Consider the following 19886-nt stretch of genomic DNA (forward strand, 5'->3'; position numbering starts at 1 on the left):
TGCTTAACTGTATAATATAACTTTACAAAATGCGGAGTGACTATGCGCTTCATTAACGAACTCGACATTTCCGGTAAAAAAGTTCTTCTGAGAGTGGATTTTAATGTTCCTCTTGATGGTGAAACAATTACCGATGACAACCGTATTAAAGCCGGAGTTCCGACTATTAAGTATGCTCTGGAAAAAGGAGCTGCGGTAATCATAATGGCTCACCTTGGTAAACCTAAAGGTGAACGAGTTGCCAAATACAGCCTTAAACCCGTCGCTAAGCGTTTGTCAGAATATCTCGGAATAGATGTTCCTCTTGCTCCTGATTGCATTGGATCAGAAGTTGAAAAAATGGCAGCCGATCTTAAGCCCGGTCAGGTTTTGATGCTTGAGAATTTACGTTTCCATCCTGAGGAGCAGGGAAAGACTCCAGAAGAAAGAGGCGATTTCGGTGCAAAGCTGGCTGCTCTTGCGGATGTATATGTTAATGACGCGTTCGGGGTTGCTCATCGGCCCAATTCTTCGGTTGTGGATGTTCCCTATCATTCTAAGAAATGTTGTGCCGGCTTTCTTTTGAAGCTTGAATGGGAAAATCTTGGTGAAGCTCTCAAAGATCCTAAGAAGCCTTATATTGCTATTTCCGGTGGCGCAAAAGTTTCGACGAAGTTGGGTATTCTCAATAATCTGATTGGTAAAGTTGATCATTTTATTATCGGTGGTGCTATGGCCAACACATTCCTTCTTGCACAAGGTAAGAATGTAGGTAAATCTCTGGTCGAAGACGGGCTTGTTGATATAGCCCGTGATATTATGACCAAGGCTGCCGCTTCCGGTACTGATCTTCATCTTCCCGAAGATTTTGTGTGGGGCAGAAATGTTGACGAAGCTGCCGGCGTTTGTGATGCTGACCACGTTCCTAATGACGGAATGCTTCTTGATATCGGCCCGGTTAGTATTCAAAAATTTTGTGATGTTATTTCAGAAGCCAAGACAATCGTCTGGAACGGTCCGATGGGACTTTTCGAGAAGCCTGCTTTTGCTGAAGGATCAATGAAAGTCTGTAAGGCTATGGCTGAATCTGACGGCACTACCATCGTTGGAGGAGGGGATACCGATGCAGTTGTACACAAGGCTGGACTGCAAGACGACTTCACCTTCATATCCACAGGAGGCGGTTCTTTCCTTGAGTTTTTAGAAGGAAAAGAGCTTCCCGCCTTCAAAGCCTTGAAGGAGAATCTGGATAAATGAAAAAAATGATGGCCGCTAACTGGAAGATGTATAAAACCCGTGCAGAAGCGAAAGCTACCGCAGAGGATTTTATTTCACGAATTGACGGTAAATTGCCTAGTGACAGAGAAGTACTCATTGCAGCTCCGTTTACAGCTCTCGAAAGTGTCGGGTCTGTGCTTGCCGGAAGGACTGGCTGCCATCTATGTGCGGAAAATATGTATCCTGCCGAGGAAGGGGCCTTTACCGGAGAAATATCACCGGAAATGCTTAAAGATGTCGGATGCGGATTTTCTCTTGCAGGACATTCCGAGCGCAGGCATGTATTAGGCGAGTCGAGCGAATTTGTTGGTAAAAAAGTGGCGTTCGGTTTAAAAGCCGGACTTTCGATGATTCTCTGCATCGGTGAAACCATCGAACAGAGGAAAGCTGGAAAAGTTCAGCAGGTAATTGATGAGCAACTTGAAGTCGGATTGTCTGAAATTCCTGCAAATTTTTCTCCTGATTCCATAGTAATTGCCTATGAACCTGTGTGGGCAATTGGAACTGGAGAAGTGGCCGGAATGGAAGAAATTGTCGAAGCTCATGGATTTGTTAGAAAAATGCTAAAAAATATTTTTCCTGAAAAAGCTAATGAAATCAGGATATTATATGGTGGAAGTGTTAAACCGGCCAACTGCGCGCAGATAATATCCCTTGACAATGTCGACGGTGTATTGGTAGGAGGCGCGAGCTTGGACGGCGAAAGTTTCAGCCAGATTGCTCTGGCATAAAAATACGCCTTAATCCGGGTTAAAAAAAAAGGAAAAAAACGCTTTGCAAACGCTAGTAATTACAGTACACATTATCGCCTGCATCTTCCTGATTATCTTTGTTCTTTTACAGAGCGGAAAGGAAGATATGGGGGTTATATTCGGTGGAGGAAGTGGCTCTGTTTTCGGTAGTACCGGAGCAGGCGGCGTTCTAGTTAAAATTACCTCTTTTCTCGCAGCGGTTTTTTTGATTACATCACTCAGCTACAATTACCTTGCCGGTAACAAGGTTTCAGATGATTCCATAATGCTGCAAGGCGACGGAATTGTTACCCCAATGCCTGAAGTCGACAAGCCAGTGGTTACTTTTGAAAAACCAGAAGCTGCTAAGACTGAAGAAACAAAATAGTTAGTTAAAAGATCTTTGATAATATAGGTTCAGATTTTTCAGAGCCGAGGTGGTGGAATTGGTAGACACGCTAGCTTGAGGGGCTAGTGGAAGAAATTCCGTGGGGGTTCGAGTCCCCCCCTCGGCACCATCTGAAAAATTATATCTAGACTAATAAGTCTAAATATTCTGAACGGTTATTTGCAAAAACATCTTGCAAATAAATTCAAAACTCGGTAGACCCTCATTTACCGAAACGGTTGCAGACATCATATCCCTCTAAGTCGGATCGTTCTTTGAATTATTCACCTCTTGCCGAGGTGGTGGAATTGGTAGACACGCTAGCTTGAGGGGCTAGTGGAAGAGATTCCGTGGGGGTTCGAGTCCCCCCCTCGGCACCATGAGTGCATAAAGCCGTAACTTGCAAAAGTTACGGCTTTTTTGTGTTCTGTTCAGACGGCTAATAATCTTCGATATTCTGGCTAATTATTAACAAAAACATCTTGTAGATAAATTAAAAATTAGGTAGTAACTTTCTTGTCGAAACGGTTGTAGACATTATATCCCTCTAAGTCGAATCGTTCTTTGAATTATTCACCTCTTGCCGAGGTGGTGGAATTGGTAGACACGCTAGCTTGAGGGGCTAGTGGAAGAGATTCCGTGGGGGTTCGAGTCCCCCCCTCGGCACCACGAGTGCATAAAGCCGCAACTTGCAAAAGTTGCGGCTTTTTTGTGTTCATTGTATATTTTAAGCATGTTTAAAATTTATAGATATAAACAACATGTGGAGTTCATTTGAAATATCATCACCTTGGAATGCCTACAGATAAAAAACTTCAGGATGAGAAACATCTACCACATCTTAAGATGTATGTTTCTGGTTACGGCAGAAATGAATATGGAATTGAGTGGATGCGTTTTGAAGAAGATGCTCCCTATCCTATGCTTGTAAAAACAGTTCCGCATGTCGCTTTTGAGGTTGATGACCTCTATGAGGCTATTGTTGAAAAGAATATAATTATTCAACCTAATAGTCCAAGTCCCGGAGTAATCGTTGCCTTTATTGAGGTTGACGGTGCTCCTGTAGAATTATTGCAGATTGATAGAACTCTTTCAGAAGAGGGCATATAATTAATGTTTTGTTAAAGAAAAAAACTACTTCTTATTCTCAAGCATAAACTTAACATATTTTCGATCAGTGTTATTGATATGATTGATAATCCAGTCTTGCAGAAATTTATCAACACTTTCAGAGAATACGTACCGCTTGTCGCGGTTAAGCTCCATTACTTCTCTGGTTATGCGCCTATGCTCTTTCATATGTTCTTCAATATCAGGGTATCCGCGTTTCTGCATGAACCCTTCTTCTCTCGCAAAATGACTGGTGGTGTACTCCAGCAATCTGTCAAATAGCTTTGCGATAGCTTCGCCTTCTTTTCCTTCAATTACAGCTTTTTGAAAATCTTCTGCGTATTTAACAAGCACGCGATGTTCTGAATCAATTGACGGGATTCCAAGTAGTAAGTCTTCTGACCACGTTACTGTCTCTGCTATATTCGTCTTACTGCATTTTTCATTTCGAACTAGAACTAAAAGAGAATCTCCATGTTCCATAATTTCCTCACTATCAGGATTCTCCAAATCGTCTCCGATAGCGCGGTGTAAGACTAGTGCTTTTAATGCATTCGTGCTTTTAAGTGCGTTCGCAACTTTCAGCGGTTCATCTTCTAAGTGTGGAAATATTCGCAAGCTGTAGCCCATCACATCCTGAGCTGTTGCTTGTTTGCCATTTGCAGGAGTAACTCCTGCATGACGCGCCAGAATATGTGCGATCTGTTCACCGCCAAGGGTCATGGGGTAGACTACTGTGTTCGCGCCAGCTCTGAGCATTCTATATTCAATTGTTGGATCTGAGCCCCTTGCTACAATGAATATGTCGGGATTAAGTTCGCGCGAAGCTAATGAAATATTAATGTTGTCTGCATCATTATTAATACAGAGTACAATATAGTCAGCCCGTTCTATTCCAGCTGAAAGCAGAACTCCGTCGACAGCGGCGTCACCGTTCATCGTTAAGTATCCACGTTGTTCAGCTTCATTCAGCGTTTCTTCGTTTGTGTCTAAAATAACAAAATCCAGCCCGAGCTCAAAAAGTTTTAGACTGATAGATCGACCGATGCGGCCATAACCGCAAATAAGGGTGTGTGCTTGGAGCTTATTAATTTTGTCGTTCATTTTGCGTTTCTCGTATAAGTTTTTGATTCCGGATTGCACGATTAATTTAGCAATTTGCGTCGCAAATACAGCGGCAACTCCGAGACCTGTAAAAATAAGGCCAATTGTAAAAACTCGACTAGCCGGTGAAAGATTGTGAACTTCACCATAGCCGATAGTGGTTATGGTGATAACAGTCATGTAGAGGGCATCCAGTACGGTCCACCCCTTTTCAAGCAGGAGATAGCCAGCCGTTCCAACAAGTAAAACGAGTAGAATGGCAATGAGTAATTGTAAGTGCGGGCGTGTTTTGGGTGACATTTCTTAATTAAGTTAAAGTTTAGATGGATGTATAAAAACTACTATCAATTTAAACAGTATGGCAATGGATGAAAACGAAAACTTTGAACTGGCGAATTATTTAGCGAAAAGAGTGTTTTTTTTGATCAGTTATGATTTAACCTAAACAATTTAAGGCTTGATGTAAGCAAATCCTGCATCTTGTAGTCGGCAAATTTCAATAACTCCCGTTGGGACTATTTCACAGATATCAAGCATGTTTTCCGGTTTATATTTAAGCTTGTTGAGAGAATTATTACATATACAAAATCGAACGCCGTTCGAATGAAGTTCTTTTATTTTAGGATAATTTTCGCCGCAGAATTCTTTTCGGAAAAAACGGACAGATTCACCATTTGCAACCAGATGAATTTTTGAAGAAATAGCAGAAGGGTCTTTTAATAAATTTTCAATGTTTACAAGAGCCATTTTTAAAATTTGATCATCATCCCAATCTATATGAAAAACAACTTTATAGCTCATTGGCAACCTCTCCTGTAAAAAAGTAGAGAATGTCCGAAAAATGAACAATTATTCATAGACATCAGTACTTGCTACTAATACAATTTTGATGGTTTTAAGTATATAATATTTATCTGAGGAGATAGAAATGAAAGATATCAAAAAGAGTGTAGATTATATTTTTCACGGACTTGAAGCGCTGGACATTCTGCTTTGCTCAAAGGAAGCTGAAAATCTGAATGTTCGTAATATTGTAGGGCTTTTGCATCCGCTTATTGAAGACGCTAAAAGACGTGCTCACACAGAAGTTTCCGCTATTAGTCAAAATAAAGAATAACGGTTTGATTTTTTTAAGGATTTTGTGATTATGGATTTGAGAAAGATTGTTCTGTCAGAATTAAATTCTTTGGTTGAGTTGTATAAGCATTTTCATGCTAATCCTGAACTTTCTGGACAGGAAAAAGAAACTTCACGTGTTTTGGCTGATCAGCTTGAAAATTGTGGAATTGATGTCACGCGTAATGTCGGTGGTTTCGGAATTGTCGGAACTCTTGAAAATGGAGACGGCCCGACGGTTATGATCCGCACTGATATGGATGCACTCCCTGTTACCGAAAATTCCGGGGCAGAATATGCCAGCACTATTCAGGCTGTAGACGGCTCTGGCAATTCTGTAGGCGTTATGCACGCGTGCGGGCATGATCTTCATATGGCTGCGTTTGTCGGAGCTGCAAAAACTTTATCGAAACTAAAAAATAGTTGGAGTGGCAGGATTTTGTTTGTCGGGCAGCCGGCAGAAGAACCAATGTCCGGAGCCAGAGCCATGATTGATGATGGCTTATTTCAAAAGTTCGGGCGGCCCGACTATTGTATCGGAACGCATGTTCGTCCGAAAGTTAAAGCAGGAACAATTGCTGTCAGGCCCGGTCCGGTGATGGCAGGAGTTTTTCAACTTAAAATTTTAGTTCGCGGGATAGGCGGGCATGGATCAGCTCCTCATGAAACGCGTGATCCTGTTGTGTTGGCAGCTCGAATCATTTCGTCGATTCAAACAATAGTCAGCAGGGAGTTGAATCCTCTTACTCCGGCAGTTGTCACAATAGGTTCTATTCATGGTGGAACAAGGTCTAATATTATTCCTGAAAAAGTTGTTATGGAATTAACAGCCAGATTTTTTGATTCTGAAACACGTGATCATATTTTGCGGTCAATTAAGCGTATCTGCCGTAACGAAGCATTAACAATGGATTTTCCTGAAAATCTTTTCCCTGTTATTACGATGGAAAAGGATGATGAGCTTCCGGCAACAATTAATGATAATGATTTGTCGGCAATAGTAAAAGCAGCTGTAGAAGAGCATTTGGGTAAAGATCATTTCGTTGAAGCTGATATGGTTATGGGTAGTGAAGATTTTGCGCTATACAGAACGTCAGCTTCGACCGAAATCCCTTGTTGTATGTTTTTTACCGGCGTGACTAGTTCCTCTGATATGGAATTATATGAAACACAATTAATTAATCCGCCGAATCTTCATAACAGCGGATTTCTTCCTCAGTATGAAAATAGCATTCTCGCTGCGGTTATAACAATGACTGCTACAGTATTAAATTATCAAACCAGCTCTAAACCGCGCTTATAAAAAAAGGCTGTGAGGTTAACCTCACAGCCTTTTTTTATAAACTTTCAATGAATGTTGTTAATCAACTCTATAATGACACCCGAGACTTTTTTTGTTTTTAATCGCAGCAGCCGTAACAGAAAGAGCTGCCTGACAGCCGTGAAATAAATCAACAATAGGTCTACTGATAGGCGTTCTTTTGTAAAATGATCTTAAATCTCTGTTGAGATTTTGCAGATCGTACATTGCACGACTGAGACGGGCAGTAGATCTTGTTATTCCTACATAGTTCCACATAATACTGCGAATCAACATCCAGTCTTGAGCAATCAAAGCCGGATCTTCATTTTCATTTGTACCGGAGTTTTCCCAATTAGGAATTGCGTTCATCAATTTCTTGCTAATTGCTGTTTTCTTAGAAATCTTTGACGCCATATCCTTACCGGAAGTATATCCCCAGAACATTCCTTCGAGCAGTGAAGTTGATGCGAGTCTATTTCCGCCATGAACACCCGTACAGGAGCATTCTCCGACACTATACAGTCTGTCCAGAGTCGTTCTTCCTTTTTCATCCACAAGAATTCCGCCGCAGTAGTAATGGGCGGCAGGAACAACCGGAATAGGTGTCTTTGTGATATCGGTACCTGCATCAGCGCAAGTTCCATAGATTGTGGGGAATCTTTCTTTTAAATCATGTTTCACAAAGTTTGCGGCATCAAGGTAGACGCATTCTTCTCCCGTTCTAAGCATCTCTTCCTGAATTGAACGAGTTACGATGTCACGCGGGGCAAGATCTGCTCTTGGGTCGTAGCGTGGCATAAACGCTTCACCGTAACAGTTTACTAATTTTGCTCCTTCACCGCGAACAGCTTCAGATATCAGGAAGCGGCGGCTCGCTCTTGAACGTGTGCCCTGATAAAAAGCAGTAGGGTGAAATTGTACCATTTCTGAATTTATAATTCTGACTTTCGCACGTGAAGCCATAGCCACTCCGGACCCGATAGATCCGGTAGAATTCGTAGTATGCAAATAAATCTGACCGAGTCCACCTGTTGCTAATACAGTAAAGTCAGCCAGTATAGTTTCAACAGCATCTATGGATTCGTTATAGACATATGCTCCGAGACATTTATTGCTGAGGCAATATTTAAACTCGGTTTCTCTCGCGTGATGATGATTTGTCAAAAGGTCAACAGCTGTTCGCTGAGTACAGACGGTGATATTAGGATGATCTGCTACGGCTTTTGAAAGAACTTCCATGATGGAATGTCCGGTATGATCCGCACAGTAGAGTATGCGGGGCACGGCGTGTCCGCCTTCACGAGTCAGGCTGTAGTCACCATTTTCATCGCAGGCAAAAGGAACAGGATATTTTTCCAGAAGCAGATGTTTCAGCGCTTCCGGACCCTCTTTCGTTAAGGTACGGATGGCCTTTATATTGTTATAGTCCCATCCTGCGGTTCTGATATCTTTTTCAAGAATTTTAGGAGAATCGCCTGGACCGGTATAAACAATGCCACCTTGGGCCAGTCTGGTGTTACCTGTGAAAAGGTCGTCTCCCTGAGTTAACAGTGTTACCTCGACACCTTTTTCCGCTACGGTTAAAGCTGATATACAGCCGGATATTCCTGCTCCGATAATTAAAACATCAGTTTTCATTCGGTTGTCTTGCATGCAATTTATCTCAATTGACGGTTGCCATTAAGGTTTCCGGCTAAAGGTTAATTACTTTTGAATCAAGCACAGACCTTAAGCATCCTTTCAAGGGCAACTTTGGCGGGAATTCTTATATTGTCTGATACGTCTTCAAATTCGGCACTTTCAAGGTTCTGGAGAAGTTCGGCAAGTTTTTGTTCAGTTATTTTAGCCATGTTGCTACAAAAACTTACACTTAAAGGAAGAATGTTTTTATCAGGGAACTGTTTAGCCAGCCTATTTACTAAATTGGTTTCAGTACCAATAATAATAGTCGAACCGACTGGAGCTTCAGTGACATATTTAATAAGATAAGACGTCGAACCATCTCCGTCAGCAGCAGCAACTATTTCAGGCGGGCATTCAGGATGTACGACAACCTTTGCTCCCGGATATTTTTTACGGAGATTTTCTATTTGAGAAATCTTGAATTTTTGATGGATAGCACAAAGTCCGGGCCAAATTAAAAGCTGTTTGTCCAGAGTTTCTTCAACATTAAGTTTTTCACCTTTCTTGCGGATATTAAGAATTAATCTTTTATTTTCTGGAATGCCAAGTTTGTCAGCTGTGTTGAGTGCGAGGTTTTTATCGGGAAGGAAAAGAACTCCGTCTCCTCTTTCGAGTGCCCATTTCAGCATTTTTTCGGCATTTGCAGAAGTGCAGACAGATCCGCCATGTTTACCGCAAACAGCTTTTACTGCAGCAGGGGTGTTGACGTAAGCCAGTGGAATTATCTTTCTGCCGCTTTCTTCAAGAATTTTTGTCAAAACAGTATCAACCAGCTCGGCAGGGGCCATGTTGGCCATGACGCATCCAGCTGAAGGGTCCGGAATATATACCTTCTGATTAGCTTTACGGACGATGGCCGCAGATTCAGCCATAAAATGCACACCGCAAAAAACAATGTATTCGGCTTCAAGCTTATCAATCTGGCGAGCGAGTTCCAGTGAATCTCCTTTTAAATCAGTGTGTCTGATTATTTCATCAGCCTGATAATGGTGCCCAAGAATGGCCAGCTTACTTCCGTATTTTGCTTTTATGTCACTGATAATTTTGGAATACATTTTAATAAATCCTAGATTGAATATATTTGCATGCTCATGTCTGAACACTTTGCAGAATGTGTGATTCTTCCTACGGAAATATAGTCAGGGCCGGCTTCTGCAAGATGTGCAATTGTTTCAAGAGTCACGTTTCCGCTGATTTCTGTTTCTATTGAATCAGGAACCGTTGCTATCGAAGCCTTTGCTTCTTCAAAAGTCATATTGTCGAGCATTATCCGCTCAACTTTACAAGCTATCGCTTCATCAACTTCCTGCTGATTTCGGCATTCTACTTCTATGGGCGGGCAGGGCTCATATTTGCTACGAAGTTTTTCAACTGCGAGCGTAATAGATCCGGCTCTATCAATATGATTATCTTTTAACATCAGCATTTCAACAAGATTTAGACGATGATTTTGAGCTCCGCCTACAAGAACAGCATATTTTTCAGGGTAGCGAAGTCCTGGAATAGTTTTTCTTGTGTCCAGTAAAATTGTTTCACTATGATCAAGTGCTTTAACATACTTATTGGTAAGAGTCGCTATTCCGGATAGATGGGAGAGAAAATTAAGCATAACTCTTTCTGCCTTCAGAAGTATTGCGGCAGGACCTTGAATGGCAGCTATAAGTGTTCCGGCTGAAATTCTGTCGCCTTCATCAACATTTAAATGAACTTTGCAAACGTTATCTTTGTCTGCAAATTCAAGGATAAGAGGAATAAGTGGTAATCCGGCAACAATAGTTTCTTCTTTTGCAATGATCTGAGCATTTGCTAGATCTTCAGGTTCGAATAATCCCTGTGAAGTCAGGTCCGGCCCATCTTCACTCAAAGCTATTCTAATTGTTGCTAAAAGGAACATTTTTGATTCAGCCTGAAAGAATGTATCGAATTTATTGTCAGTCATATTGTACCTGTTAATTTTTTGTAACATAAAGTTTAAGAACTATTAGCAATTTTTGGTATCCGTTTTTTCTAATGGGCACAAGGGCTGAGAAGGATTTCACAAAGTGTTCTTTGAATTGTTACAGTCTAAGAAATTTTGACCTTTAGTTGTATTTAAGTTAGTTGGAGCGCAATGAAAAGGGCAAAAGGAATACCTGAACCACTCAGGCAATGGCAAGAAAGCGGAAAAGGACTCGTTGGTGAAGTTGACCAACGGGTTATTGATGCTATGCATCCTGCGGATGCTGCTGACCATATCGAAGAATTAGGGCTGGATGAACAGGTAAAGTTCATCAAACAGCTTCCAATTCGTGATGCCGCTGATTCTATTGCCGAGATGGAAAAATATGACCAGCGAGAGCTGGTCGAAAAGCTTAATTTGGGAATGGCCGCACGGATTTTGGAGTTTATGTCTCCGGATGATGCGACTGATATTCTTGAAGGGCTTGATGATGATTTGCGCGAGAGTTTGCTGCGTCAAATAAAAGCTGAAGACAGAGAAGAAATTTCTACTCTGCTCACCTTTGATCCTGAAACAGCCGGTGGTGTTATGAACACCGAGGTTGCTATTCTTCTTGAAGATCTCACTGTCGATCAGGCAATTGCATCCATCAGGGCAGAGGTTGAAGATAAAAGCATTCCTTATTACGCGTATCTTGTTGACCGCAGAAATCATTTGACCGGTGCAGTTTCCTTGCGCGACCTTCTTATCTCCCGTCCCGGAAAAAAATTAAAAGAATTAATTCATAATCAGCATTTGATTTCCGTTACTTATGAAGTGGACAAGGAAGAAGTTGCCAGACTTATAGGACATTATAATTTTCTTGCGATGCCTGTCACAGATTTTGAACATAGACTGCTGGGAGTTGTCACAGTTGATGATGTTATTGACATTATTAATGAAGAAGCCAGTGAAGATATGCAGTCAATGGTTGGTGCGGGTACTGATGAAACAACGGATTCTCCGTGGACTTACTCTGTTAAAAAGAGACTTCCTTGGCTTGTTATAAACGTTGCTAATTCTGCTATTTCAGCTTGGGTAGTTCATCTATTTGAGGCCAATATCGCCAAGATGGCTATTTTAGCGGTTCTGATGCCAATTGTTGCAAATCAGGCAGGTAATACCGGGCAGCAGGCTCTTGCTGTTATGATCAGACAATTTGCAACGGAAAAATTTGATCGGAAAAAATCTTGGAACGCAGTTTTTCGTGAACTCAAGATCGGACTTGCTAACGGTGTTTGCATATCACTTTTAGTGCTCATGGCTGTTTATATGCTGACTGACAATTCAGCTCTTGCAATGGTAATGTCCGGGGCTTTGTTTATCGATATGCTTATGGGAGCTGTGGTCGGCGGTGCTATCCCGATTATTCTAAAAGAATTCGGTCGTGATCCGGCGCAGGCATCTTCAATCTTTTTAACAACGGTTACAGATAGTTTAGGATTTCTTTCCTTGCTCGGTCTGGCCGGGATATTTTTACTGTAAAAATAGCATGAAACAAATTTTGTTTTTATGAAGCTAAATGAAAAGCCCTTCTACCTGATGGTAGAAGGGCTTTATAATTCAATCTGGTATAAACCGGATTATACAAGCTGAGCCATGAGAGTTTCTTTAATAGAATCAATAGAACCTTCGCCGTTGAGTTCAATGTATTTGAAGCCGGCTTTAGGAGCGAGATCTCTGTAAAAGTATGCTGCTGCAATGGTACCAGTCTTGTCATCGTAGTAAATGTCATGACGTTTGCTGATTGCTTCTTCGTCCTGATCATCAGCGCGTTCGGTAAGAGCTCCGCCACATACGCGACATTTGTCTCCATCAGGCTTGATAGCGTCGATGAATTTGTTGTTAGGGTGGTTAGGATCATTTTCGCAAAGGCGACGACCCATGATGCGGTTTTTAGCAGTTTCACGAGGAAGAAGAATTTCGATAACGTAATCAAGTTTTACGCCGTCTTTTTCGAGAGCTTCCCAAAGTTTCTGAGCCTGAACGATAGAACGAGGGAAACCGTCAAGCAACCAGCCGTTTTCATCGGAAGACTGAAGAACGTCGAGAACCATAGGAATAGTGATATCGTCAGGTACGAGTTCGCCTTTTTCAATGAATGCCTTAGCTTTCATTCCAAGTTCAGTTCCGCCACCGATATGTTTACGGAAGATAGCACCGGATTCGATATGATCAAGATCAAATTTTTTCTTAGCAAGAGCGCCCTGTGTTCCTTTACCACTACCGTTAGGTCCGAAAATAAGAATATTCATTGTAGTCCTCCTAATGAATTAGTAACAAATTTCACAAGGTTTAAACCCTGCCGCTTTCGCTGTCAATATCTCTGGGAAATTTTGAACACTATGCCTTTTCTTGTAATTGTCGCAGTTTTTCCAGCCGGAAATTGAAATACTGCTCCGGTTTTCCGGGCAGAGTACGCATTCTCAAGGAGAGTTATTGAATCGGCAAGGGCATGCCCTTTACCAAGCATTTCTATGATTTTTTTAAAAAGGCGACATCTTAAGGCTGGATGGCTTTTATTTAACAATGAGCAAGGTGCCAGCCATTCTCCGCCATCAAGTTGTTCCAGTTTTTTTAAACTTTTTGCTATTTCACAATTCCAGTAATTTTGATCCTGATCGGCCTGACTTTTTAGTCTGGCAATGCTGGTACCGAAACTTGGATTTTCATTGTGCAGCAATGGAATTATGTGATTACGAATCCGGTTTCTGGTCCATTTGTCCGAAAAATTGCTTTTGTCGTCTTGCCACGGACAATCTATGCTTTTTAGAAAGTCTTCAAGTTGCAGTTTATTCGTTGTCAGTAGAGGTCTAAGGAGCTTTCTGCCTGGATCATAGGCATCCATTCCGCCAAGAGCAGGCCAGCCTGCTCCGCGGATAAGGCGCATTACAACGTCTTCACAGAGATCCCCAAGATGATGAGCCAGAACTAAAAATGAAGTATCAAATTTCTTCATGCATTCGTTGAAGAAATTGTATCTTAAAATTCTACCTGCTTCTTCAAGTCCGACTGACTTGTTAACAGCATAATCGCTTACATCTTCAGATTTACATACACATGGAACGTCTAGGTTCGAACATAATTTTTCAACAAACTCACGATCTTGACATGACTCTTCTCTAAGATTGTGATCCATATGAGCGCAGAAAACCCTGCCACCCGATTTACGGGCCAGCAGGGTTGATATGATCAGAAGGGCGGTGGAGTCTATTCCACCTGAAACCGCAATGAGCAGTTTTTGCGAAGCAAAGTTTGTGCCTGATTTAAGATTACCGAACTTTTCAATATCAAGGCATAACCGTGCATGCTCTGAGTTCAGTTCTTGTATTGATAAAGGTAATTTCACTAGTAATGTTTCCGGAAGCTTAGGTAGCTTTTACTACAGAGAAATTTCAAGATCGTTAATGAAATTATCAAGATAATCGAGCATATGGTTACGCTGGTCAGTCGTCGCGTAACAGACACAGGAACAACGCAGTTTGTTGCGTGCGCGAACCAGAAGTTCAAGTTTAAGGCCTTCTTCAAGTACTTCTAACGCCATGAAGTACGGACCGCATTCGTTGATGTGTTCTTTTTGTTCGGCCTGTAAAAGATCCTCAGGAACCGGAATGTAATAAATTCCTTCTAATCCACCGGTAAATTCAAGGTCAGTAAGAGCCTTGGAAATCTTTTTTAAGTCTTCTTCGTATATGTCTTCAAGCAGGTAATTTCTCATTTTTGATATCCTTAAACTTTAATCTTTTTGTTTCTTGCGCCTACAGTGTGCATCCGGTGGAATAGTATCATTATCAAGGTTGAACATGCGTCTGGCTAAATCAACAAACTTTTCTGCGGCGCCTTCTTCTTCTGTTCGGCGTTTGAGAAAAGAAACGGGTTCATGAAGCAGTTTTTTACCGATAGACAGAGCCATAGTTTCAATGGCTTCTTGTGTTTCAATATCAATTTTACCAAGTCTTTTTAAAGTCTTGGCTAACTCTTTTCTAGCAACACCTTCACTGCGGTCAAAAAGGTCAACAATGGTTGGTTGCAGATCAAGTGAGTTTATCCAATTACCGAAAGAAAGTGTTTCTGAGTCGACGATGGAGTTTGCTTTTACAGCTTCATCTTCACGTTGAGCCATGTTTTCTTCAACCACGTCTTTAAGATCGTCGATATCGTAAAGGTATACGTTATCAAGACCATTGACGTCGGGGTCGATATCACGCGGAACGGCAATATCAATAAAGAACATAGGACGGAATTTGCGCTGTTTAATAACCTTTTTCATGTCCTTGGCTTTAATGACAGCATGTGGCGCTCCTGTGGAGCTTATGATGATGTCTGTGTCGCTTAGGCAGTCGTAAAGGTTATCAAATGGTATGGCTTCACCGTTCATAGTTTTTGCCAGTTCTTCAGCTCTGGAAAAAGTTCTGTTGGCGATACGAATCGTTTCAACACCGCTGTTTAGTAAATGTGTTGCAGCTAGTTCAGCCATTTCACCAGCCCCGATGAGCAGGGCTTTTTGCCCTTTAAGTTCACCGAAAATTTTCTTGGCAAGTTCAACAGCAGCGTAACTTATTGATACTGCGTTTGAAGCAATCGAAGTTTCTGAGCGCACTCTTTTAGCAACAAAAAAAGACTTATGCAGCATTCTGTTAATGATTACTCTGGCGGCCCCGGCTTCTACAGCTTTTCGATATGAATCTTTAAGCTGACCTAGAATTTGGGGTTCGCCGACGATCATTGAATCAAGGCTGCTGGCTACTCTGAACAAGTGGTTAACTGCTTTAAGATTTTTATGACAATAAGTATTGGGTTCGAGATCTACTTTTGAACCGCCACATTTGTCAGCCCAGTATGAGAGGATTTCATTTTCAGTGAATTCTTCTGAACATACGACAATAATTTCAACTCTATTGCAGGTGGAAAGCGCCATGACTTCGCGAATTCCCATATCAAGGAGTCCTTTTTCGAACTCTTCAATATTGGTCAGGGCGTAACGTTCACGGACATCTACACCTGCAGATTTGTGGTTGAGGCCTATAAGGTAAATATTTTGGTCCATAAATCAGACTTTAAAGCTGTGGTGAGTAGGGATAAAAAAATTAATTCCCCATAATGATATCATGGTGATGACAAATACAATGATCACCAGAATTGCCGGTTTTCTGCCTCTCCAGCCAACAACTGTGCGTTGATGAAAAAGAAATGCAAATAAAAACCAGACCAATAACGTTACAATTTCCTTCGGATCCCACGAGAACATTTTGGTAAAGGTTCCTCGTGCCCATAGAAAACCGGCTGCAAGTCCCAGCGTATAAAGAGGAAAGCCGATCATTATGGCCCAATGATTCACTCTGTCGAAGGTGTTTAGAGAGGGCATCTCTTTACCCAGAGAGGTAAGATTTGCTTTCGTTTTGATTTTGTTGTTCAAGTAAATGAAAGCAACTCCGGCTCCTGCAGCCATTGCCATCAGAGCGATGCTCACAAAGATCGTTCCGATATGAAGACCTATAAAAAGACCTGCCAAATGGGCGGGGAGTGTTACTTTCAAACTTTGCGCGGCAAGAGATGCAATGAACAGCAAAAGAGCCAGAGGTGAAGCCGTCAATGCAAAGAAAGTATTTCTTACTTTCCACCAAAGAGCGAAATAAACAAGAATGAAGCTCCATCCCAGCAGACTGAAATAAAAGAAACCGCCTGTGAGCACTGTTGATTTATACAGAGTTACAGCAAGCAATAGATCTAGAGAATGCAGAGCAAATCCGCCGATAGCGCAGAGATTACCGAGCTTACCCATGACCTGATTGTTTTTCAGGGTTCCTGCGATAAAAAAGGTCATGCCCATCAAATAAAGGGCTATGATCACGTATTGAAAAAACTCAAACAAAGTCATCAGTTAACTCCGGGATGTGGGGAACAAGTTCTTCCGGCAGGATTTCAGCCAACAATTCATGAACCCGGCTTATGTTTCCTGCTTCCAGTTCATCTAAAATCGGAGACGCAACAAGATGCCTGAACAAAGCGGTGTTTTCGCTTGTTTCCTTGCCAAGGTCAAGGACCAGAGGTCGCAATCTGCCCATTAAAGTAAGAAATTTTGCGTAATGATCTCCAAAAATGTTTTGTAGATCACGACGAATTTTTTTCGTAAAAGCCGGACTGTTACCGCCCGTAGATACAGTAAGTGTAAGATCTCCCTGTCTTATTACCGAGGGAACAATGAAATTACTGCCCTCAGGATAATCAGCAATATTGCAGAGAATATTTTTTTGCTGACAAAGATCAGCAATCTGTCTGTTTACAACTTGATTGCTGGTGCAGGCAAAGACTACAAATTTTTCATCTAAATCAGAAGGGATAAATGCACGTTTTTCAAAAATAACACGGGGATTTTCTCCGATGCGGCGCATTTCCGGAGATGGATCACAAGTGTCAATCACCTTGATTTCAGTTGGATGGCAATGCAAAAGGGATTTCAGCTTGCGAAGGCCGACTTCTCCGGCACCGACAAGCAGACATTTCTGATTTTCCACTTTGAGAGAAATAGGATAGTACGTCATAGAGTTTGGGTATAGCAAAAGGGTACCCTCATTGTAAAATGACAAAGCACAGATAAACAGATATATTTTTGCCAGAAGAATTCTGCAACAAATGGAATTTATTATGAAACGAGTTCTTATTGTGCAACTTACAAGGTTTGGAGACCTTGTCCAGACCAAAAGACTTATTCTCACTCTTGCAAAGCGAGGATTTGAAGTTCACCTATGCGTTGACCGCTCGCTCAAAGATTTAGCGAATATTATATACCCTGAGTGTGTTGTCCATGAGTTGATTGCACATGGAACAGGAATTTCTGATAATGGGATGACTTCAGTTTTACCTTTTAATTTTAAGGTGTTCCAGACACTTAAAGATATTAATTTTGATAAGATCTACAATTTAAATTTTTCACCGATGAACTATGTGTTGTCCTCACTTTTTGATCCCCGAAAAGTAGTGGGGCATAAACGGGTTAACGGGCAGACGGTTAAAGATCCGTGGCTTGATCTGGCTTTCCGGTTTTCAACAGAAAGACGTAATAATATTAATCTGGTAGATTACTGGACAGCATTAAGTCCCGATATGATTCCACCTTCACAGGTTAACCCGGTTGCTGCTCCGGGTGGAGGGGGAATCGGGGTTGTCATGGCTGGTAGAGAGTCGCGGCGTTCACTTCCGTTTGATGTCTTTGCTCCGTTAATTCTGTCGGCAAGGTCGGTAAATAAAAATAAAAATATATTTTTATTAGGTAGCAGCTCTGAAAAAAAGGCCGGGGAGAAGCTGCTTAGCAAATTCCCTTCATCCATTGCTAAGGACACCGTTAACCTTGCTGGAAAAACAGACTGGAAAGAATTGATTGAAACGGTTTCAAAGCTTGATCTGCTGATGACACCCGATACCGGAACCATGCATTTGGCAGCTCATCTGGGAACTCCTGTACTTGGATTCTTTCTTTCCTCTGCATGGTGCAGCGAGACAGGGCCTTACGGAAAAGGGCATACAATAATTCAAGCCGATTTTGATTGTTCTCCGTGTGTTGAATCTCAGCCATGCTATAATAATTTGAAGTGTCTTGAACCATTTAAAGAGTCAAATATGGCCAGATTTATCGCGACACGTAAGGCAGAGCATTTGCCACAGGGATTATCTGTTTTCGAATCTGAATGCGATTTTTTAGGAACTGAATACGTTTTAAAAGCAGGGCACGACGCAACTAAAGATCGGCGAGAGAGAATAAGACGTTTTATAGGTTGTTATCTCGGCATACTTGACCTCGGTGAGTATGGGCCTTTTCCTGAACTTGCGGAAAAGTTTTATAAAGAAAAAGACTGGATAACAAGATCGAGGTTATTAAGTTGAAAGAAAATAATATGAATTCAAACAAAATTCTTCGAATACTTGTTGTGTTGCCGCTTTACGGTGGATCTTTGCCTGTTGGGAGGTTTTGCGTTGCAGCTCTCAAAGAGATGGGTCATTTGGTCGAAACTTTTGAAGCACCGGAATTTTACGACGCATACAATGCGCTCGACAATCTCAAAGTTACGTCTGACAGACATCAATATTTGCAGAACAGTTTTCTACAGGTGTTGTCTCAGGCTGTATTAGCTAAAACTGAAACATTTGAACCGGACATGGTCCTTTCAATGGCTCAGGCTCCGCTTACTCATCAGGCATTAAAACGACTTCGCCGCGATAAAGTTGTAACTGCCATGTGGTTTGTGGAAGATTTTAGGCTGTTTACCTACTGGCAGAGCTTTGCTCCTTTTTATGATGTTTTTGCTGTTATTCAAAAAGATCCTTTTTTTGACAAGCTTAAGGAGATAGGCGTTGAAAACACCCTTTATCTTCCATTGGCTGCACATCCTGAATTTCATAAGCCGCTTGATATTAATTCAATAGATACTCGTAAATATGGCGCAGATGTTTCATTTATGGGAGCAGGGTATCCTAATAGACGTATGGCTTTCCGGAAACTTATTCATCACGGGCTCAAAATTTGGGGTTCTGAGTGGGATGGAGATCATGTTCTTGATAAGTATATCCAGTTAGGCGGACGCAGAGTTTCTTCTGAAGAATGTGTAAAAATTTTTAATGCAACAAAGATTAATTTAAACCTTCATTCATCGATTAATGCTGATGAGCTTGTCAGTGGAGGGGATTTTATTAATCCACGTACGTTTGAGCTTGCAGCTTGCGGTGCTTTTCAATTGGTGGATCATAGAAAGCTCATGTCCGAAGCTTTTTCCGATGGTGAATTGGCTTATTTTGACAGCCTTGAAGATCTTGATAATAAAATTGGCTATTTTCTACATCATCCTGAAGAAAGAGATTCATATGCTGAAAGAGGGCGCAAAAGAGTTCTTGCAGATCATACGTATGCGATCAGAATGCAGACTTTAATTGATTTTACAAGTAAAAGGGTTTCAGGATGGCCGAAAGATAGATGTACAGATAATATTTTCGGACAGGATTTTCCCGAAGATCTAAAAAATAATGTCTTAAAATTAATCGAAAAGTTAGGGTTACCTATAGATGTAAGTTTTGAAGATCTTGTCAGTTCCGTGCGAATGCAACAAGGTGAGTTAAGCGCTCTTGATACGGCTATTTTGTTTTTAGATGAATGGAAAAAAATATACAAAAGATAATTAATATATTACTTTTCGTACACTAGCACGTTTTTTACCGTAATTATTG

20 protein-coding genes and 3 tRNA genes are annotated in these 19886 nt (G+C 41.3%); 12 read left to right on the forward strand and 11 right to left on the reverse strand.

The window, feature by feature from the left end:
* The first annotated feature begins 42 nt into the window (after nt 1-42).
* The 7 genes from BLT41_RS11845 to BLT41_RS11875 all read left to right on the forward strand — a co-directional run bounded on the left by BLT41_RS11845 (nt 43) and on the right by BLT41_RS11875 (nt 3486).
* Entirely contained in the window at nt 43-1236 is a 1194-nt protein-coding gene (locus tag BLT41_RS11845) for a phosphoglycerate kinase (RefSeq protein WP_092161384.1), read from the forward strand.
* A complete protein-coding gene (gene tpiA, locus BLT41_RS11850; protein WP_092161386.1) occupies nt 1233-1988 on the forward strand; it encodes a triose-phosphate isomerase in 756 nt (251 codons plus the stop codon). Before BLT41_RS11845 ends, tpiA begins: the two co-directional genes overlap by 4 nt.
* A 43-nt stretch (nt 1989-2031) precedes the next feature.
* Complete coding sequence (gene secG, locus BLT41_RS11855; protein WP_092161387.1) at nt 2032-2376, forward strand: preprotein translocase subunit SecG; 345 nt, start codon at nt 2032-2034, stop codon at nt 2374-2376.
* Nucleotides 2377-2419: 43 nt separating this feature from the next.
* Nucleotides 2420-2506: transfer RNA gene (locus BLT41_RS11860), tRNA-Leu, on the forward strand.
* A gap of 163 nt (nt 2507-2669) precedes the next feature.
* Nucleotides 2670-2756: transfer RNA gene (locus BLT41_RS11865), tRNA-Leu, on the forward strand.
* 202 nt (nt 2757-2958) lie between these two features.
* Nucleotides 2959-3045 (forward strand) — tRNA-Leu (locus BLT41_RS11870).
* 105 nt (nt 3046-3150) lie between these two features.
* Nucleotides 3151-3486, forward strand: a complete 336-nt coding sequence (locus tag BLT41_RS11875; RefSeq protein ID WP_092161388.1) for a VOC family protein — start codon at nt 3151-3153, stop codon at nt 3484-3486.
* Nucleotides 3487-3510: 24 nt separating this feature from the next.
* Here the strand turns inward: BLT41_RS11875 and BLT41_RS11880 are convergent, their stop codons facing one another.
* A complete protein-coding gene (locus BLT41_RS11880; RefSeq protein WP_092161389.1) occupies nt 3511-4890 on the reverse strand; it encodes a bacteriohemerythrin in 1380 nt (459 codons plus the stop codon).
* 150 nt (nt 4891-5040) lie between these two features.
* Nucleotides 5041-5391 (reverse strand): DsrE family protein, encoded by a 351-nt coding sequence (locus BLT41_RS11885; protein ID WP_092161390.1) that lies wholly within the window; start codon nt 5389-5391, stop codon nt 5041-5043.
* A gap of 127 nt (nt 5392-5518) precedes the next feature.
* Here BLT41_RS11885 and BLT41_RS11890 point away from each other — a divergent pair, with 127 nt between their 5' ends.
* Nucleotides 5519-5707: a hypothetical protein gene (locus BLT41_RS11890; protein WP_092161391.1), complete on the forward strand. Its 189-nt coding sequence runs from the start codon at nt 5519-5521 to the stop codon at nt 5705-5707.
* A gap of 30 nt (nt 5708-5737) precedes the next feature.
* Nucleotides 5738-7009 (forward strand): M20 metallopeptidase family protein, encoded by a 1272-nt coding sequence (locus tag BLT41_RS11895; protein ID WP_092161392.1) that lies wholly within the window; start codon nt 5738-5740, stop codon nt 7007-7009.
* 57 nt (nt 7010-7066) lie between these two features.
* Here BLT41_RS11895 and nadB read toward each other — a convergent pair whose 3' ends face one another.
* The 3 genes from nadB to nadC all read right to left on the reverse strand — a co-directional run bounded on the left by nadB (nt 7067) and on the right by nadC (nt 10631).
* Complete coding sequence (gene nadB / locus BLT41_RS11900) at nt 7067-8662, reverse strand: L-aspartate oxidase (RefSeq protein WP_092161393.1); 1596 nt, start codon at nt 8660-8662, stop codon at nt 7067-7069.
* A gap of 62 nt (nt 8663-8724) precedes the next feature.
* Nucleotides 8725-9747 carry a quinolinate synthase NadA gene (nadA, locus tag BLT41_RS11905; protein ID WP_092161394.1) on the reverse strand — a complete coding sequence of 341 codons (1023 nt, stop codon included), beginning with the start codon at nt 9745-9747 and terminating at the stop codon, nt 8725-8727.
* 11 nt (nt 9748-9758) lie between these two features.
* Nucleotides 9759-10631, reverse strand: coding sequence for a carboxylating nicotinate-nucleotide diphosphorylase (gene nadC, locus BLT41_RS11910; protein WP_092161671.1), 873 nt, complete (start codon nt 10629-10631; stop codon nt 9759-9761).
* 171 nt (nt 10632-10802) lie between these two features.
* Between nadC and mgtE the strand changes: the two genes are divergently transcribed.
* Complete coding sequence (gene mgtE, locus BLT41_RS11915) at nt 10803-12155, forward strand: magnesium transporter (RefSeq protein WP_092161395.1); 1353 nt, start codon at nt 10803-10805, stop codon at nt 12153-12155.
* A gap of 98 nt (nt 12156-12253) precedes the next feature.
* Here mgtE and BLT41_RS11920 read toward each other — a convergent pair whose 3' ends face one another.
* From BLT41_RS11920 to BLT41_RS11945, 6 genes are all read right to left on the reverse strand, one after another.
* Nucleotides 12254-12925: an adenylate kinase gene (locus BLT41_RS11920; protein ID WP_092161396.1), complete on the reverse strand. Its 672-nt coding sequence runs from the start codon at nt 12923-12925 to the stop codon at nt 12254-12256.
* 62 nt (nt 12926-12987) lie between these two features.
* On the reverse strand, nt 12988-14019 hold the full coding sequence (gene tilS / locus BLT41_RS11925) for a tRNA lysidine(34) synthetase TilS (RefSeq protein WP_092161397.1): 1032 nt from the start codon (nt 14017-14019) through the stop codon (nt 12988-12990).
* A 33-nt stretch (nt 14020-14052) separates the two neighbouring features.
* A complete protein-coding gene (locus BLT41_RS11930) occupies nt 14053-14388 on the reverse strand; it encodes a hypothetical protein (protein ID WP_092161398.1) in 336 nt (111 codons plus the stop codon).
* A gap of 18 nt (nt 14389-14406) precedes the next feature.
* Nucleotides 14407-15717, reverse strand: coding sequence for a glutamyl-tRNA reductase (gene hemA, locus BLT41_RS11935; RefSeq protein ID WP_092161399.1), 1311 nt, complete (start codon nt 15715-15717; stop codon nt 14407-14409).
* A 3-nt stretch (nt 15718-15720) separates the two neighbouring features.
* On the reverse strand, nt 15721-16548 hold the full coding sequence (locus BLT41_RS11940; RefSeq protein ID WP_092161409.1) for a cytochrome C assembly family protein: 828 nt from the start codon (nt 16546-16548) through the stop codon (nt 15721-15723).
* On the reverse strand, nt 16535-17230 hold the full coding sequence (locus BLT41_RS11945) for a precorrin-2 dehydrogenase/sirohydrochlorin ferrochelatase family protein (RefSeq protein WP_342025819.1): 696 nt from the start codon (nt 17228-17230) through the stop codon (nt 16535-16537). Before BLT41_RS11945 ends, BLT41_RS11940 begins: the two co-directional genes overlap by 14 nt.
* Before the next feature lie 85 nt (nt 17231-17315).
* Here BLT41_RS11945 and BLT41_RS11950 point away from each other — a divergent pair, with 85 nt between their 5' ends.
* Together BLT41_RS11950 and BLT41_RS11955 are read left to right on the forward strand one after the other, a co-directional pair.
* Entirely contained in the window at nt 17316-18551 is a 1236-nt protein-coding gene (locus tag BLT41_RS11950) for a glycosyltransferase family 9 protein (RefSeq protein ID WP_092161413.1), read from the forward strand.
* 11 nt (nt 18552-18562) lie between these two features.
* Nucleotides 18563-19837, forward strand: coding sequence for a CgeB family protein (locus tag BLT41_RS11955; RefSeq protein WP_092161415.1), 1275 nt, complete (start codon nt 18563-18565; stop codon nt 19835-19837).
* Nucleotides 19838-19886: the final 49 nt, after the last annotated feature.

Origin of the sequence: Maridesulfovibrio ferrireducens (genome assembly GCF_900101105.1) — a bacterium.
In the GTDB taxonomy this organism is placed as follows: Bacteria; Desulfobacterota; Desulfovibrionia; order Desulfovibrionales; family Desulfovibrionaceae; genus Maridesulfovibrio; species Maridesulfovibrio ferrireducens.